A 14,310-nucleotide genomic window follows, 5' to 3' on the forward strand; every position below is an offset into this window, starting at 1 on the left:
CTACGGGCAGTTCGGATACCCGATGTCCCCACCTCTCCTCCAGCTCTGGGAGGCTCCATGTCCGAGTCCCGTAGCGACCGGGGCGGACCACCTCGCCGCCGGACCGTCCTGGCCACGGCCGCCGCCGGTCTCACCACCGCCCTGACCGGCACCCTGACCGGGTGCTCCGGCACCACGGCGGGCGGCGGCGCATCGTCCCGGGGCATCCGTCTCACCTTCTCCTGGTGGGGCAACGACGACCGCGCCGAGCGCACCGTGAAGGCCGTCCGCCTCTTCGAGCAGGAGCATCCCGGGGTCACCGTCGCCACCACGACCACCGGGTTCGCCCCGTACATCCAGAAGCTCGCCACCCAGGCCGCGGGCGGCGGCATCCCGGACGTGGCGCAGCTCGACTACCGGCAGATCTCCCAGTACGCGCGGGGCGGCGCGCTCATCCCGCTCGGCGACTCCATCGAGGGCGGGGCGATCCGTACCGACGAGATGGACCAGGACTTCCTCCGCACCGGGATGTCCGACGGCAAGCAGTACGCGCTCCCCATGGGGAGCGGCATCACCGGATACGCGTACGACTCCGCGCTCTACCGGAAGGCCGGCATCAGCACCCCCCGGCCCAGTTGGACCTGGCGGGAGTGGGCCGACGCCAACCGGGAGATTGCCGCCCTCCGGCTCAGAGGCCCGAACGGCCGCCTCGTCACCGGCGCCGGCGACGGCGGAGGCAACGAGGACGTCTTCGAGACCTGGCTGCGCAGCCGGGGCGGACGCCTCTACTCCGAGGAGGGCGCGATCGCCTTCTCCGAGGACGACCTCACCGAGTTCTGGACCTTCTGCGACCAGCTCCGCAGGGACGGCGCCATCTCGGCGGCCAAGGACACCGTGCAGAGCAACAGCACCGAGAACAGCCCGCTGGGCCGCGGGATCTCGGGCGCCGACTTCAACTGGAACGCCACCTATCCCGCGTTCAGGACGCTGCTCGGCGACGCCATCCGCTTCGCCCCCGTCCCCACCACCGACGGCCACCCCGGCACCTACTTCAAGCCCTCGATGCTGCTGGGCATCGGAGCGCACACCGCCCACCCCGAGGAGGCGGCGGCACTGATCGACTTCCTCCTCAACGACGAGCGGGCGGGCGACGCCCTCGGCTTCACCCGCTCCACCCCGCCCAACCACGCCATCGCCGGCCGGCTCGCCAAGGACCTCGAAGGACCGGAGCTGGAGACCTACCAGTACGCCCAGGTGATGGAGCGATACGGCCTGGACGCCCCGCCGACCGCGCCCCCGCGCGGCGACGTCGCCGTCCAGACGGCCTTCAGCCGCACCTACCAACGGGTGATGTACGAGCTGACCGGCCCCCGGCAGGCGGCCCGTGAACTCATCGCCGCCGCCAACCGGGAGCTGAGGTCATGAGCACACTGTCGACCCGGGCCCCCGCGCGCGGCGGCCCCCGCGCGGACCGCCGCACACCCCCGGCCGGGAAGAACCGGGGGGTACGCGAACGGCAGTGGCCCGCCTACGTGTTCCTCTCCCCGTGGATCCTCGGCGCGGTCCTGCTGACCCTGGTGCCGATGGCCGTCTCCCTCTGGCTCTCCTTCACCGACTACAACCTGTTCGACCCGCCGCGCTGGATCGGACTCCGCAACTACACCGACATGCTCTTCGAGGACCCCCGGTACTGGCGGTCGGTCGGCCGGACCCTGCTCTACGTCACGGTGGCCGTACCCCTGAAACTGGCCCTCGCGCTCGCCGTCGCGATGCTGCTCAGGGGCCTGGTACGGGGCCGGGCCTTCTACCGCTCCGCGTTCTACGCGCCCTCCCTGCTCGGGGCGTCCATGTCGATCGCCCTGGTGTGGCGCGCCCTCTTCAACGACGGCGGCTCGGTCCCCGCCGTCCTCGACGCGGTCGGCATCCACGTCGGCGGCTGGGTCGGCAACCCGGACCTGGCGCTCTACGCGGTCGCCCTGCTCACCGTATGGCAGTTCGGAGCCCCCATGGTCATCTTCCTGGCGGGGCTCCAGCAGATCTCGCCCGAACTCTACGAGGCCGCCGCCCTCGACGGCGCCGGCCGCTGGCGGCAGTTCGTCTCCATCACCGTCCCCATGCTCTCCCCGGTGGTCTTCTTCAACCTGGTTCTGGAGATCATCAACTCCTTCCAGGTCTTCACCCCGGCCTACGCGATCAGCGGCGGCGACGGCCGCCCTGCCGACTCCGTCATGTTCTACACGCTCTACCTCTACGAACGAGGCTTCTCCGCCTCCCACATGGGCTACGCGACGGCGATGGCCTGGATGCTGCTGCTGGCGATCGGCGCGATCACCCTGGTCCTCTTCCGCTCCGCGCGGTCCTGGGTCTTCTACGCGGACGAGGAGGGACGATGAACATCGCCACGAAGCGGTGGCTGCCGCACACCGCCGCCCTGCTCTGTCTGCTCGTCCTGCTCTACCCGCTCCTCTGGCTGCTGGCCACCTCGCTGAAGCCGGCCGACGAGGTGGTGACCAGCCTCCGGCTCTGGCCCGGCCATATCGAGTGGTCGAACTACACGACCGCGCTGGAGGGCGTGAACGGCGTCTCCGTCGTCCAGTTGCTGAGCAACTCGCTGCTGATCGCGGGTGGCGCGGTCCTCGGCAACGTCCTCTCCTGCTCCCTCGCCGCGTACGCGTTCGCGCGGCTGCGGTTCCGGATGCGCAAGGTGATGTTCGGGTTCATGGTGGCGACGCTGATGCTCCCGCACCACGCGGTGCTGATCCCGCAGTACATCATCTTCAACCGGCTCGGCATGGTGGACACCTACTGGCCGCTGATCCTGCCGAAGTTCCTCGCCACCGAGGCGTTCTTCGTCTTCCTCATCGTGCAGTTCATGCGCGGACTCCCGCGCGAGCTGGAGGAGTCCGCGCGGATCGACGGAGCCGGAGCCTTCCGCACCTACCTGTCGATCTCGCTGCCGCTGAGCCGGCCCGCGCTGATCACCACGGCGATCTTCACCTTCATCTGGACCTGGAACGACTTCTTCACCCAGATGATCTACCTGTTCGCACCGGAGAAGTTCACCATCACCCTCGCGCTCAGCGGCTTCGTCGACCAGACCAGCACCTCGGCGTTCGGCCCCATGTTCGCGATGTCGGTGATCTCGGTGCTGCCGATCGTGCTGTTCTTCCTCGTGTTCCAGCGCTATCTGGTGCAGGGCATGGCCACCTCCGGGCTGAAGGGCTGACCGCCATGCCCCCTCCCCAGCCGTCGCCCACACCCCCTCCCGTACCGTCTCCCCGCACCGGCGCACCACGCCGCGACCGGCGCGAACCGGGGGAGATCTTCGGCCCCGGCTTCTCGCTCTTCGCGGACATGCTGCTGGTGGCGGTGGTGACCACCCTGGCCTGCCTCCCGGTGGTCACCCTCCCCGCGGCCTTCGCCGCGGCCTCCGTGACCCTCCGGGAGAGCGCCGTCGACGGGACCACGGCATCCGTCCGCACGTACGCCACCCGCCTGCGCGCCCATCTGACCCCGCGCACCCTGGCCGGCGGCCTCCTCCCGCCCCTGCTGCTCGCGGCCTTGCTGGCCGACGCCGCGCTGGTACGGGACGGAGCGCTGCCCGGGGTCGCGGTGGTCGGGCCCGCCCTGGCGCTGCTCGCCCTGGGCACGGTGACGGTGGCCCTGCGGGCGGCGGCGCTGGAGGCCCCGTACCGGCTCTCCGTACGCGAGAGCTTCCTCCGCTCGGTGGCCGACCCACGCGGCACCGCGCTGCTCGGCTGCGCGGCGGCGCTCGCCCTGGTCCTGGCGTGGTCGATCCCCCTGCTGGTGCCCCTGCTGCCCGGCCCGCTCGTCTTCGCGGCGACCGCGGTGGAGATACGCGCGACGGCGGTCACCGCCACCTCCCGCTGAACCTCCCGGCCCGTACCCCACCGATGAAGTGAGGGAACCCATGAGACAGCACGCGCCCCGCCGAGGAGTGCTTCCCCTCGCCCCGCCCCGCCGGCTGCCCGCGTTGCTCGCGGCCCTGGTCCTCGCGGCCGGCGCCCTGCTCCTGCACCCGTCGGGCGCGCGCGCCAACGGCGTCGGCGACAGCCTCTACACCCGGGCCTCCACCAGCGAGGTCATCGCGTACTCCCGGGTGATCCGGCTGGCCCACAGCGGCTCCGCCGACGGCACCCTCATCGGCACCTTCGAGCACGCCGCCCGCGACGGAGGCCCGACCTCGCTCGTCATCCGGACCTCCACCGACGACGGCGCGACCTGGCGCACCCTCACCACCCTCCAGGATCCGCTCACCGGCACGGACCACCCCTCGGACCAGATCTGGCAGCCGTTCCTCTTCGAACTGCCGCGGCAGATGGGGAGTTACCCGGCCGGCACCCTCCTCCTCACCGCGAACATCGCGCCCAGCACCAACACCCGGACCGACTTCGTGCTGTGGCGGAGCACCGACCACGGCGCCACCTGGAGCTACCAGTCCGTCCTCCAGACCGGGGGCGGCAGCCGGGGCGCGCCGAACGGCGGCTCCGGCATCTGGGAGCCGTTCCTGACCGTGGACGGCGCCGGGCGGCTCGCCCTGTACTTCGCCGACGAGCGCGGAGAGCCGGCGTACGCGCAGACCGTCTCCCACATGGTCTCCGGCGACGGCGGCGTCACCTGGAGCGCCCGCCCCGACGGCACCGTCAACGTCGCCCCGGGCCTCGTCGACGACGTACGGAGCACCTCGGCCACCGACCGTCCCGGGATGCCGACCACCGCCACCCTGCCCGACGGACGGATGGTCCTGGCGTACGAGATCTGCGGTACCGGCCGCAACTGCGAGGCGTACACGAAGACGTCCACCGACGGCGGGACGACCTGGGGCGGCGGCCCGGCGGACCTGGGCACGATGGCCGTCACGACGGACGGCCGGTATCTGGGCAGCAGCCCCTACCTCGTATGGAGCCCGGCGGGCGGTACGGCGGGGAGGCTCCTGCTGAGCGGGATGCGCACCCGGTTCACGGGGTCGAACGCCTTCACGCCCGAGGACCGGCAGGCGATCTTCACCAGGGACGCCGACTCCTCCGGCGCCTGGTCCTGGACCCCCGCCCCGTTCCAGCCACTGGCCGGCGGCACCTATTGCAGCACCAGCTACAGCCCCCACCTCCTGCCCGACGCCACCGGCACCTCCGTGCGGTACACGACCGCCACGGCGACCGGCCCCACCGGCTGCATGGCGGCCACCGCCGCCGCCAACAGCGGTGTGCTCCCGTACACCGCCGACTTCACCAGGGACACCTCCGGCTGGATCGAGTACGGCGGCTGCTGGGCCGCGTCGAACGGGGTCGTCTCCGAGAGCTGCGGCGGCACCGACGGCAACAAGTCCGTCGCGGGATCGACCAGTTGGACCGACTACCAGATGGAGGGCGAGGTACGCAGGGACTCGGGCACCCAGGCGGGCTTCGTGGTCCGCGCGACCGACCCCCGAACCGGGGCGGACGCCCTCGACGGCTACTACGTCGGCGTGTCGTCGGCCACCCTCTTTCTCGGCCGGCAGCGCGACTCCTGGACACCGCTGGCCCAGGTGGCCATCCCCGGCGGGCTCGCCACCGGCGTCTGGTACCGCGTCACGGTGCGGGCCACCGGCTGCACCCTCACCGTCACCGGCGTACCCGCCGGCTCCTCCGCCTCGCCCGTCGGCTTCACCCACACCGACTCCGGCTGCTCCCTCACCAGCGGAGCGGTCGGCCTGCGGGACCAGGCGGGGACGGCGAGCTGGCGGAACATCACCGTCCGATAGCCCCCTGCCCGCCCCGCCCCCTGATCCAGCATCCGGCCAGCCACGATGGAGGATAGAGATGACCACCAGGCCCCGTCGCCGTACGGTACTGGGCGCCACGGCGGGCGCCGTGCTCGCCGCAGCGGCGACCACCCCCACCGCCTCGGCGACGCCCACGCCCGGCCCCGCGCCCCGCCCAACCGCCCCGCCGGCCCGGAAGGTGACCGTCCGCTCGCCCGATGGTCTGCTGAGGGTGACCGTCGTCGCCGAGGACGGCCGGCTGCGGTACGAGGTGAGACGGCGCGGCCGGCTCCTGGTGGCCCCCTCCGGCCTCGGCCTCGACCTCGCCGGGGCACCTTCGCTCACCGGCGGCCTGGTGGTCCGCTCGGTGCGCCGCCGGACCATCGACGAGCACTGGCACCCGGTATGGGGCCCGGACGCGCGGGTCCGCAATCATGCCCGCGAGGCGGTCCTCCACACAGAACAGCCCGCCGGCGGGATCCGGCTCGACCTGATCGTACGGGTCTTCGACGACGGTGTGGGCCTGCGCTACCACCTCCCGGCACAGCCCGGCCTCACCACGTACACCGTCACGGCGGAGCACACGGAGTTCGCCCTGCCCCCGGACGCGACCAGTTGGTCCCTGGAGGCGGGCCCCGACTGGCGGGCGGACGAGCGGCATTACCGCACGGCCCCGCTCACGGCCGTGGAGACCGCGCAGACCCCGCTGACCCTGGCCGTGCCGGACGGCCCCTACATGGCGGTGCACGAGGCGGCGCTGATCGACTACCCGAGCATGACCCTGGCCGCCGTACCGGGCAGGCCCGCCACCTTCACCAGCGAACTGATCGGCCTGCCCGACGGCGCGAAGGCCCATCTCTCGGGCGCGTTCTCCACCCCCTGGCGCACCCTGACCATCGGGGAGCGCCCCGGCGACCTCGCCGCGTCCCATCTGACCGAGAACCTCAACGCACCGTGCGCCCTGCCGGACACGTCGTGGATCACCCCCGGCACCTATGTGGGGGTGTGGTGGGAACTCCAGCGCCGGGACACCACCTGGACGGCGGGCCCCCGGCACGGCGCGACGACCGAACGGGTCAAGGAGTACATCGACTTCGCCCGGGAGGCGGGCGCGAGCCATGTCCTGGCCGAGGGGTGGAACACCAACGCCGGCGGCGCGTGGACCGGCCAGGACTTCCTCACCCCGCAGCCCGACTTCGACCTGCCCGAGGTGCTGCGCTACGCACGGGAGAACGGGATCCGCTTCACCGCGCACAACGAGACCCGGGGCTTCGTCGACTACTACGACCGACACCTGGAGGCGATCTTCACCCGGTACGAGGAACTCGGCATCGACGCGGTCAAGACGGGGTACGCGACCCGGTTCGAGCTGGGCGGGGTGAGCCGCAGCCACTACGACCAGGAGGCGGTACGCCACTACCAGCGGGTGATCGACACGGCGGCCCGCCACGGGATCATGGTCGACGCGCACGAGGCGATCAAACCGACCGGACTGGCCCGCACCTACCCCAACATGATGACCTCCGAGGGCGTCGCGGGGATGGAGCAGCACAACTACATGGGCAGGCTGGGCAACCCGCCCGAGCAGGCCACGATCCTCCCGTTCACCCGCTTCCTGGGCGGACCGGCCGACTACACCCCCGGGGTCCTCGACGTCACCTGGGACCCGGCCGGCCTCGGTACCCGCGTACAGACCACGTCGGCCGCCCAACTCGCCCTGTACCCGCTGTTCTTCAGCCCGCTGCAAATGCTGGCCGACACCCCGGAGCACTACCGCGCGCACCCCGGGTTCGCCTTCCTCAAGGACATCCCGGCCAGTTGGGACGAGACCCGGTTCCTCGACTGCGTGATCGGCGACTACACGGTCGCAGCGCGCCGCAAGGGCACCACCTGGTACCTCGGCGCCATCACCGACGAACACGACCGGACGCTCCGGGTCCCGCTGCGCTTCCTGGGCCCGGGCCGCTGGACGGCGGAGATCTACGCGGACGCCCCGGAGACGAGCTGGCACGACAACCCGCTGCCGGTCACCGTCGAGTCCCGTACGGTGCGCCGCACCACCACGCTGACGCTGCGGCTGACGGCGGCCGGCGGCACCGCGATCAGGTTCACCCCGGCCCGTACCGCTTGACCCGGCCGCCGTACGGGGCGCCGGCGCTCCGCCGGGAGCACCGGCGCCCCGCACCCGTCGGTGGGTCAACGCTGGTCGATGCCGAGGGTCAGACTCCCGCTGTACCCGGCGGAGTTGGAGCCGGTCACGGTCATCAGCCCGGCGGTCGCACCGCCGTTGCCGTAGATGCCGTCCTGTGCGAGCGTGGTGCGCGGCACGGTGTTGGCCGAGTACGGCGAGACGGCGGCGACGGCCGTGGTGATCGCCTCGTCGATGAAGAGCTGCCCGGTGTGCAGCTCGCGCCCGCCCTGGAACGTACCGCCGGCGGTGAGGGTGACGTCGGTGTGGACCTTGACGTGGAGGTGGATGCACCGCCCCCGGTACCACCCGGGATAGATGGTGGTGATGCGGGCGACGCCGTCGGCCCCGGTCAGCACACCGCCCCGGAGGAAGGTGCCGTTGTCGGGCTCCTGGTGGCCGTTGTTCCCGACGAAACCGGAGTACTCGCCCAGCGCGTCGCAGCTCCACACCTCCACGAGCGCCCGGTTGAGCGGAGCGCAGGTGGCGTCGTCCACGACGGTGAGGACCAGCCCGAGCGGGATCCCCGGTTTGCCCTCGGAGACATCGGCGCGGACCAGCGCGCCGTCGAGGTAGTAGGGACCCTCCGTCAGCTCCTTGGTGAGGGTGCAGACGGCCGCGGCGACGGGCGCCGTACGGCCGGTGGTGCTGTTGTCGTCGTTCTCCTTCCTGGTCGGCTCGTCGGTACCGGCGGCGCCGACGGCGAGCGCGGCGGCGGTGGCACCGGTACCGAGCAGCACGGTGCGGCGCCGGACAGGGGCTTCCTGATGGTCCGTGGTGTCTGTCATGAACACGGCAAGCTAGAGGAGCTGTCTGTGAGCCACCTGTGAGTTGAGCAAAGCGAAGGGCTGTCAAGCCCAGGACGGGCCAAGCCGCGTGTCACCCGTAGACCTCGGCCCGGTCGACACTCACAAAGGATGCGCCGGACGACGCGTTCCGCTCCCCGGTGACCCGGACCCGCAGGGTGTGCTCCCCGTACGGGAGCCTCGGGCTGACGTACTGCACCGCCTCGCCGACCCGGATCGTGTTGTGGAAGTCGACCCGCTGCTCGGCCCCGCCGTCGGCACTGATCGCCGCGTAACCGTTGCCGGTGTCCTTGACGGAGAGCAGCGCGATGCGCGTACCGGTGAAGGTGAACGTCGCCGTGGCGTCCGGCCGGTCGCTCCAGTGGTCGTCGCCCCAGAAACACTGCGTCGCACACCCGACGCCGCTGTTCCAGGAACCGGAGTAGGTGACACCGCCGGTCCCATTGGAGCGCCCGTCGTCGTTGATCCAGTAGTTGCCGGAGCCGGGGTCCCCGGAGGGCAGCTCCTGGGTGGCCCCCATGGCGAGCGGACGGCCGAAATCCGGGCTGCCGTCGGCCCGCCAGGTGAACTTCTGCGCCCGTGTCGTGCGGTTGCTGTAGGTGTTCACCGAGGTGGTCTTCGCGTGGTACACGATCCAGTCCTCGGTCCCGTCGGGCGACCGGAAGAGAGCGTGGTGCCCCGGCCCGAACACCCCCCGGTCGTCGGCCCGGGAGAACACCGGCCCCTGATGCTGGCGCCAGTTGCCGGGGACGAGCGGATCGGCGTCCAGCGGCATCGACATCATCCAGACCTGGTAGTCCGGCTTGCCCGTGTCGCAGGTGGAGTACGTCATCCACACCCGCCCGTTGCGGTACAGGAACTCCGGCCCCTCCCGCACCTCGGGACAGCCGCCGGCCGCGTCGATGGCGACGGCGTTCCCGGAGACGGTGTACGGGTCGGACATCGGCGCGATGTTCAGCCCGTTGTGCTGGTACGGATTGATGCCGCTGTAGGCCAGGTAGAGCCGCCCGCCGAGCTGGAGGATGCTCGCGTCGATGGCGAAGTCGTCGGCGTGGTTGGGCGGGGCGAGCTTGGCCTTGAAGTGGTAGGGCCCGGTGGGGTCGTCCCCCTCCGATTCCAGCACGTAGAGCCGGTGGTGCTCGTCGACCCCGTCGTCCGCCGTGTAGTACAGATACCAGCGCTCACCGAAACGGTAGAACTCCGGCGCCCAGATGTTCCGGTTCCGCGAGGGGTCCGTATCGGTCCACACGGTCACCGGATCGGCGACCGCCAGCGTCCCCAGCGACGGCGACCGCCACATCCGGATGCTGCCGCCCTGCGTCGTGGTGAGGTAGTAGTTCCCCTGCCAGTGCGTCATGAAGGGGTCGGGCCCGCTGTTGAGCGGGCTGCGGAACCCGCCCGCGGCCACCCCGGCGGCCCCCGCGGGAGCCGCCCCCGCCGGCAGCAGTGCCACCACCAGCCCCAGCAGGGCGGCGAACAGCAGCGCGGGACGAACGCGCCGGATCCTGGCGAGACCGGAGAGCATGGGCACCTTCCCGGAGCAGCAATTTACATCGATGTAACACGCGACCCCCCAAGCTAGGCACCCCCCACCCCCCTGTCAACACACCGCGTCCCGCGCGGGGCTGGGTGCGGGGACAGGGTGCGGGACCGGGCGCGGGGACAGGGTGCGGGACCGGGCGCGGGACCGGGCGCGGGACTGGGCGCGGGGCTGGGTGCGGGGCTGGGTGCGGGACCGGGCGCGGGACAGGGTGCGGGGCAGGGCGCGGGCGCCGGTCAGGTGCGGCCCCTTCGCGCGGCGGCCCCCTTACGGGCGAGGCGTGCAGGACCGGGTCCGGTGGACGCGCCCGAAACGGCCGCCCTCGGCGGGCACCTCGCCGGGACGGCGGACGCGGCTCAGCTCGGTGTCCGCGCCGGCGGTGCGGAGTTCCGTCGAACTCGGCGTGGGCGGGGGCCGCTTTGGGCGCGTCCAGGGCGGCGGCGGGGCGCGTGGCGGCCGTGGGCGGCGCTGCGCGCGGGCCGTCGTGCCGATCTCCACGGCAGAATGAGCAAAAGCGCGATTAACAAGCATTTCGCGCGGGTGTCTGGCTGCTGCCGATGGCTGAGATCTAGCGTCTCGATTCCCTAGCACGGCACGGCGCAGGCGCGGGTCGCTCCGGCTCGCGCGGCGTCTCCTGCCGTCGCGCCCACCCATCCGGGAGACCATCGTGAGACCTGCACTCCGTACGGCGGCCACGCTCGCGCTCGCTTCCGCGCTGGTGGTGGCTGGCACTGTCACCAGCATGGCCGGTTCCGACAACAGCGCCGACCATCTGACCACCTGGGCCATCGCCCCGCGGGAGCCGGTCACTCCGCAGACAGACGAGCAGGACGCGTACAACCAGGCCCATGGGCGCCCGCTGCCCACGCCGGAACTCCTCCAGCCCACACTGGACTCCGGGTTGCGCTCCTATCACGCCAAACCGAAGAACTCCCTCAAGGGCGACTACCAGTGCGGTGCCTCGGACGTGCTGGCCGACCTCTCCCAGCGCTGGATCAAGGAGTTCGAGAAGCTGTACCCCAAGGTCAACATCTCGGTGAACCCTCCCTACGCGGGCAGTCTGGGCGCGCTGGAGCTGATCAAGGGGAACCTCGACTGCGTCTTCGTCTCCCGTGAGCTGAAGCCCAGCGACATCAAGGGCTTCCACGACGCCTTCGGTTACGACCCGCTCAGTGTGCCCGTCTCCGGCGGCAGCTACCGCCATTACGGCTTCCTGGACTCCGTGGGCTTCATAGTCAACAAGGACAACCCGCTCGACAAACTCTCCTTCGAACAACTCGACGCGGCCCTGTCCACCACCCGCAACCACGGCAGCAAGCCCGCCACCACCTGGGGTGATCTGGGTGCGACGGGCAAGTGGGCCGACAAGCCGATCCACATCGTCGGCATCCAGCCGTGGAACGGTTTCGAGGAATTCGTCCGCCAGCGGGTGCTCAACGCGGACGGCAAGCGGGGCGAGTGGCGCCCCGGTACGGCTGACGGCTCCACTCCGGCCGACCCGGCGGTGCACTGGGAGAAGACCGTCTTCAACATCGCCAAGGAGGTCAAGGACGACCCGTATGCCATCGGCTACACCGGGATGGCCTATGTCGACCAGCCCGTGAAGGTGCTCTCGCTCAGCGAGCGCAACGGAGGTCCGGCGTACGCGCCCACCCAGGAGAACGTCGCCTCGGCCGCCTACCCGCTCAGCCGCGTCACCTACTTCAACGTGAACAAGCGGCCGGGGAAGCAGCTGGATACCGTCATGGAGGAGCTGATGCGCTTCATTCTCAGCAAGCAAGGGCAGCGGGTGGTCGGCGGACAGCAGGTGTTCCTGCCCCTCCGCTCCGGCCAGGCCGCCGAGAGCCTGAAGCAACTCGACAGCGCTCCGTGACCCACACCCCAAGGGCGGGGAAGCGGATGGCCCGCCCCCCCCGCCCTTGGGGTCCATGCGGTGCACATGGGCGCCGATCTGCCGGTGTGTCAAAACGTCGTGTTTCTCGTCAACGCGGCGAGCGAGGCCGAGGAGTACCGGCGGGCCCTCGCCCACCTCGAACAGGTCATCGAGCTGGAGGGCCCCGGGACCATCGCGGCGGTCCTGCCGGAGCCGATCCCGGGCACCGCGGGCATCATGCCGCCTCCGCCCGGCTATCTCGCGGGGGTGCGGGAGCTGTGCGACCGGTACGGGACCGTGTTCGTCGTCGACGAGGTGATGACCGGGTTAGACCGCACCGGCGCGCGACTCGTCTGCGACGACGAGGGAGTAGTGGCCGACCTCCTGATCTTCGCTAAGGGTGTCAGCTCTGGCTGTGTGCCGCTTGGTGGTGTCGTGATGGGGGAGCGGTTGGCCGGTCAACCCCTACCCGGGCGGGCTCACCTACTCGGGGCACCCCCTTGGCGTGTGCGGCGGCCGTCGCCGCGCACGCGGTCATGGAGCGCGACGGCATCGTCGGCAACGCCCGGCGGATCGGGGCCGAGGTGATCGGCACTTGGCCTGTTGCCGTTCAGCAGCTCGGGCCGGATCCATTTTTGTGCCGTCGTGCACGGTCACCGACGCGGAGGCCCGTGAGGGTCTGGCCATCGTCGACCGGGTCCTCGACCGTGTGGACGCACTGGTCCAGGACGCGCGTCAGCGCGACGGGCATGGCCAGGGGCGTCGGCGTGCGGCAGGCCGGCGTGCGGCAGGCCGGCCTGCCTGCGACGAAGATCAAGCTCACTCCCGGGTCCTTCGATTGTCTGGAGGTGCTGCTCGGTCACTTCCTGCCGGGCGGTTCCACCGGCGTGGAGCCCCTGCACCCACGGCAGTTCCGAGGAGTTGCTGCTGGTGTTCTCCGGTGGGGTGGGGGTGTGGGTCGAGGAACGGCACCACCGGCTGTCCGCCCTCGACTCGGCACCTACCGCAGCAGCACTCCGCACCGGGTGGCCGAGGCCACCGGCGGACAGGAGGCCCGGGTGCTGTGGGCCATCGCTCCGCCCACCTGCTGACCCGCGGGTCCTTCCGCACGCGCTGGAGGCACCGTGAGCACCTACCGCAACGGCGGGGTATCCCACTGGTTGACCTCCGTCCCTGCCCCCCGTCCACCCCGTCCACCCCGTGCGTCCCTGCCCATCCCACCGTCGCCGCCGGTCTTCCTTCCAACGATGCCGCCGGTGTTTCGGTAACCCGCCGGGATCTGGTCATCGTTGTCATTGTTGGTGGCGGTTTCACTGGCTTGTGGTGCGCGTGCCGCGCTGTTCTGGAGAGTTCCGGGGGGACGATCATGCTCTTGGGGTGGGGCAGATCGGTTATGGCGTGTCGGGCCGCAACGGCGGTCGGTTCTCTCCGCTGATCTCCGGTGACCGGGGGGTGTACGCCGAGGTCGTCGGCAGGCGGGGAGGGGACGGCGCCGTCGCCGTGTTCCGGCACGTGATGGACCGGCGGTCGAGGGCACCGTGCGCACGCTCCGGGACGAGGGCGTCGAGGTCGACCAGTACCAGGGCGGACACCTGCGGGTGGCCGTCGCCCCCGGCGCCCTCAAACGGCTGGAACGCTTTCGCACGGCCGATCTGCGCTGCGGCTGCCGGGCCGGGGACGGACGTCCGGCTCCTGGACGCCGACGCCGTACGCGAACGTATCGCGAGCGGCCCCGCGCTCGGCGGCCTGCTGCGCCGTGTCTTCGCGCGTGTGGCCCCCGCGAGACTCGTGTACGGCCTGGCGGGTGTCGTGCGGGCGGAGGGTGTGCGTGTCGTGTCGGACTGCCGCGCCACGCGCATCGTGTCCGGCGCGGTCACCGCCGATCGGGGCACCGTCGCCGCCGCCACTGTCCTACCTGTCTGGAGGCCTGCTGCGGTGAGGATGGCTGAGGTGAGGGCGTCGCCGGTGCGGAAGCCGGGCAGTCCGGCGTTGATGCCGTGTCGTGTGTGGGGGGCCTCGTTGTGCGGGATGGTGGTGTTGTGGAGGGTGTATCGGTGGGGTGGGGGTGTTTGGGTGATGCTGCTGCCCGCTTCGTCTCGGAGTCGGCCTCCCGCTCGGCGAGCACCTCGCCGCCCAGGTCGCAGAGCGCGGCCCGCAGCGCGG

10 protein-coding genes and 1 pseudogene are annotated in these 14,310 nt (G+C 71.3%); 9 read left to right on the forward strand and 2 right to left on the reverse strand.

Annotated elements, in window-relative coordinates; all coding sequences use genetic code 11:
• The first annotated feature begins 57 nt into the window (after positions 1–57).
• The 6 genes from AB0O07_RS33855 to AB0O07_RS33880 are packed head-to-tail and all read left to right on the forward strand — an operon-like array spanning position 58 to position 7,871.
• A complete protein-coding gene (locus tag AB0O07_RS33855; RefSeq protein WP_365640745.1) occupies positions 58–1,404 on the forward strand; it encodes an ABC transporter substrate-binding protein in 1,347 nt (448 codons plus the stop codon).
• Positions 1,401–2,372 (forward strand): sugar ABC transporter permease, encoded by a 972-nt coding sequence (locus AB0O07_RS33860; RefSeq protein WP_365640747.1) that lies wholly within the window; start codon positions 1,401–1,403, stop codon positions 2,370–2,372. Before AB0O07_RS33855 ends, AB0O07_RS33860 begins: the two co-directional genes overlap by 4 nt.
• Positions 2,369–3,205, forward strand: coding sequence for a carbohydrate ABC transporter permease (locus tag AB0O07_RS33865; RefSeq protein ID WP_365640750.1), 837 nt, complete (start codon positions 2,369–2,371; stop codon positions 3,203–3,205). The genes AB0O07_RS33860 and AB0O07_RS33865 overlap by 4 nt, the downstream gene beginning before the upstream one ends.
• 5 nt (positions 3,206–3,210) lie before the next feature.
• On the forward strand, positions 3,211–3,870 hold the full coding sequence (locus AB0O07_RS33870) for a hypothetical protein (protein ID WP_365640752.1): 660 nt from the start codon (positions 3,211–3,213) through the stop codon (positions 3,868–3,870).
• A 40-nt stretch (positions 3,871–3,910) separates the two neighbouring features.
• Positions 3,911–5,740, forward strand: coding sequence for a family 16 glycoside hydrolase (locus AB0O07_RS33875; protein WP_365640754.1), 1,830 nt, complete (start codon positions 3,911–3,913; stop codon positions 5,738–5,740).
• A gap of 58 nt (positions 5,741–5,798) precedes the next feature.
• Positions 5,799–7,871: a glycoside hydrolase family 97 protein gene (locus AB0O07_RS33880; protein WP_365640756.1), complete on the forward strand. Its 2,073-nt coding sequence runs from the start codon at positions 5,799–5,801 to the stop codon at positions 7,869–7,871.
• A 65-nt stretch (positions 7,872–7,936) separates the two neighbouring features.
• Here AB0O07_RS33880 and AB0O07_RS33885 read toward each other — a convergent pair whose 3' ends face one another.
• Together AB0O07_RS33885 and AB0O07_RS33890 are read right to left on the reverse strand one after the other, a co-directional pair.
• Entirely contained in the window at positions 7,937–8,716 is a 780-nt protein-coding gene (locus AB0O07_RS33885) for an intradiol ring-cleavage dioxygenase (RefSeq protein WP_365640758.1), read from the reverse strand.
• 91 nt (positions 8,717–8,807) lie between these two features.
• Complete coding sequence (locus tag AB0O07_RS33890; protein WP_365640762.1) at positions 8,808–10,259, reverse strand: glycoside hydrolase family 43 protein; 1,452 nt, start codon at positions 10,257–10,259, stop codon at positions 8,808–8,810.
• 682 nt (positions 10,260–10,941) lie between these two features.
• Here AB0O07_RS33890 and AB0O07_RS33895 point away from each other — a divergent pair.
• From AB0O07_RS33895 to AB0O07_RS33905, 3 genes and pseudogenes are all read left to right on the forward strand, one after another.
• Positions 10,942–12,147, forward strand: coding sequence for a substrate-binding domain-containing protein (locus tag AB0O07_RS33895; RefSeq protein ID WP_365640764.1), 1,206 nt, complete (start codon positions 10,942–10,944; stop codon positions 12,145–12,147).
• A gap of 114 nt (positions 12,148–12,261) precedes the next feature.
• Positions 12,262–12,740 (forward strand): annotated as a pseudogene (locus AB0O07_RS33900) (aminotransferase class III-fold pyridoxal phosphate-dependent enzyme); the annotation flags it as partial.
• A 784-nt stretch (positions 12,741–13,524) separates the two neighbouring features.
• A partial coding sequence (locus AB0O07_RS33905) for an FAD-dependent oxidoreductase (RefSeq protein ID WP_365640767.1) occupies positions 13,525–14,310 on the forward strand: 786 nt, incomplete at its 3' end.

The organism is Streptomyces sp. NPDC093085 (genome assembly GCF_040683935.1).
GTDB lineage: Bacteria > Actinomycetota > Actinomycetes > Streptomycetales > Streptomycetaceae > Streptomyces.

Excerpts from the sequence above, each read along its gene's own strand:
- AB0O07_RS33855 (WP_365640745.1), top strand. The coding sequence starts at position 58 with ATGTCCGAGTCCCGTAGCGACCGGGGCGGACCACCTCGCCGCCGGACC.
- AB0O07_RS33860 (WP_365640747.1), top strand. The coding sequence starts at position 1,401 with ATGAGCACACTGTCGACCCGGGCCCCCGCGCGCGGCGGCCCCCGCGCG.
- AB0O07_RS33865 (WP_365640750.1), top strand. The coding sequence starts at position 2,369 with ATGAACATCGCCACGAAGCGGTGGCTGCCGCACACCGCCGCCCTGCTC.
- AB0O07_RS33870 (WP_365640752.1), top strand. The coding sequence starts at position 3,211 with ATGCCCCCTCCCCAGCCGTCGCCCACACCCCCTCCCGTACCGTCTCCC.
- AB0O07_RS33875 (WP_365640754.1), top strand. The coding sequence starts at position 3,911 with ATGAGACAGCACGCGCCCCGCCGAGGAGTGCTTCCCCTCGCCCCGCCC.
- AB0O07_RS33880 (WP_365640756.1), top strand. The coding sequence starts at position 5,799 with ATGACCACCAGGCCCCGTCGCCGTACGGTACTGGGCGCCACGGCGGGC.
- AB0O07_RS33885 (WP_365640758.1), bottom strand. The coding sequence starts at position 8,716 with ATGACAGACACCACGGACCATCAGGAAGCCCCTGTCCGGCGCCGCACC.
- AB0O07_RS33890 (WP_365640762.1), bottom strand. The coding sequence starts at position 10,259 with ATGCTCTCCGGTCTCGCCAGGATCCGGCGCGTTCGTCCCGCGCTGCTG.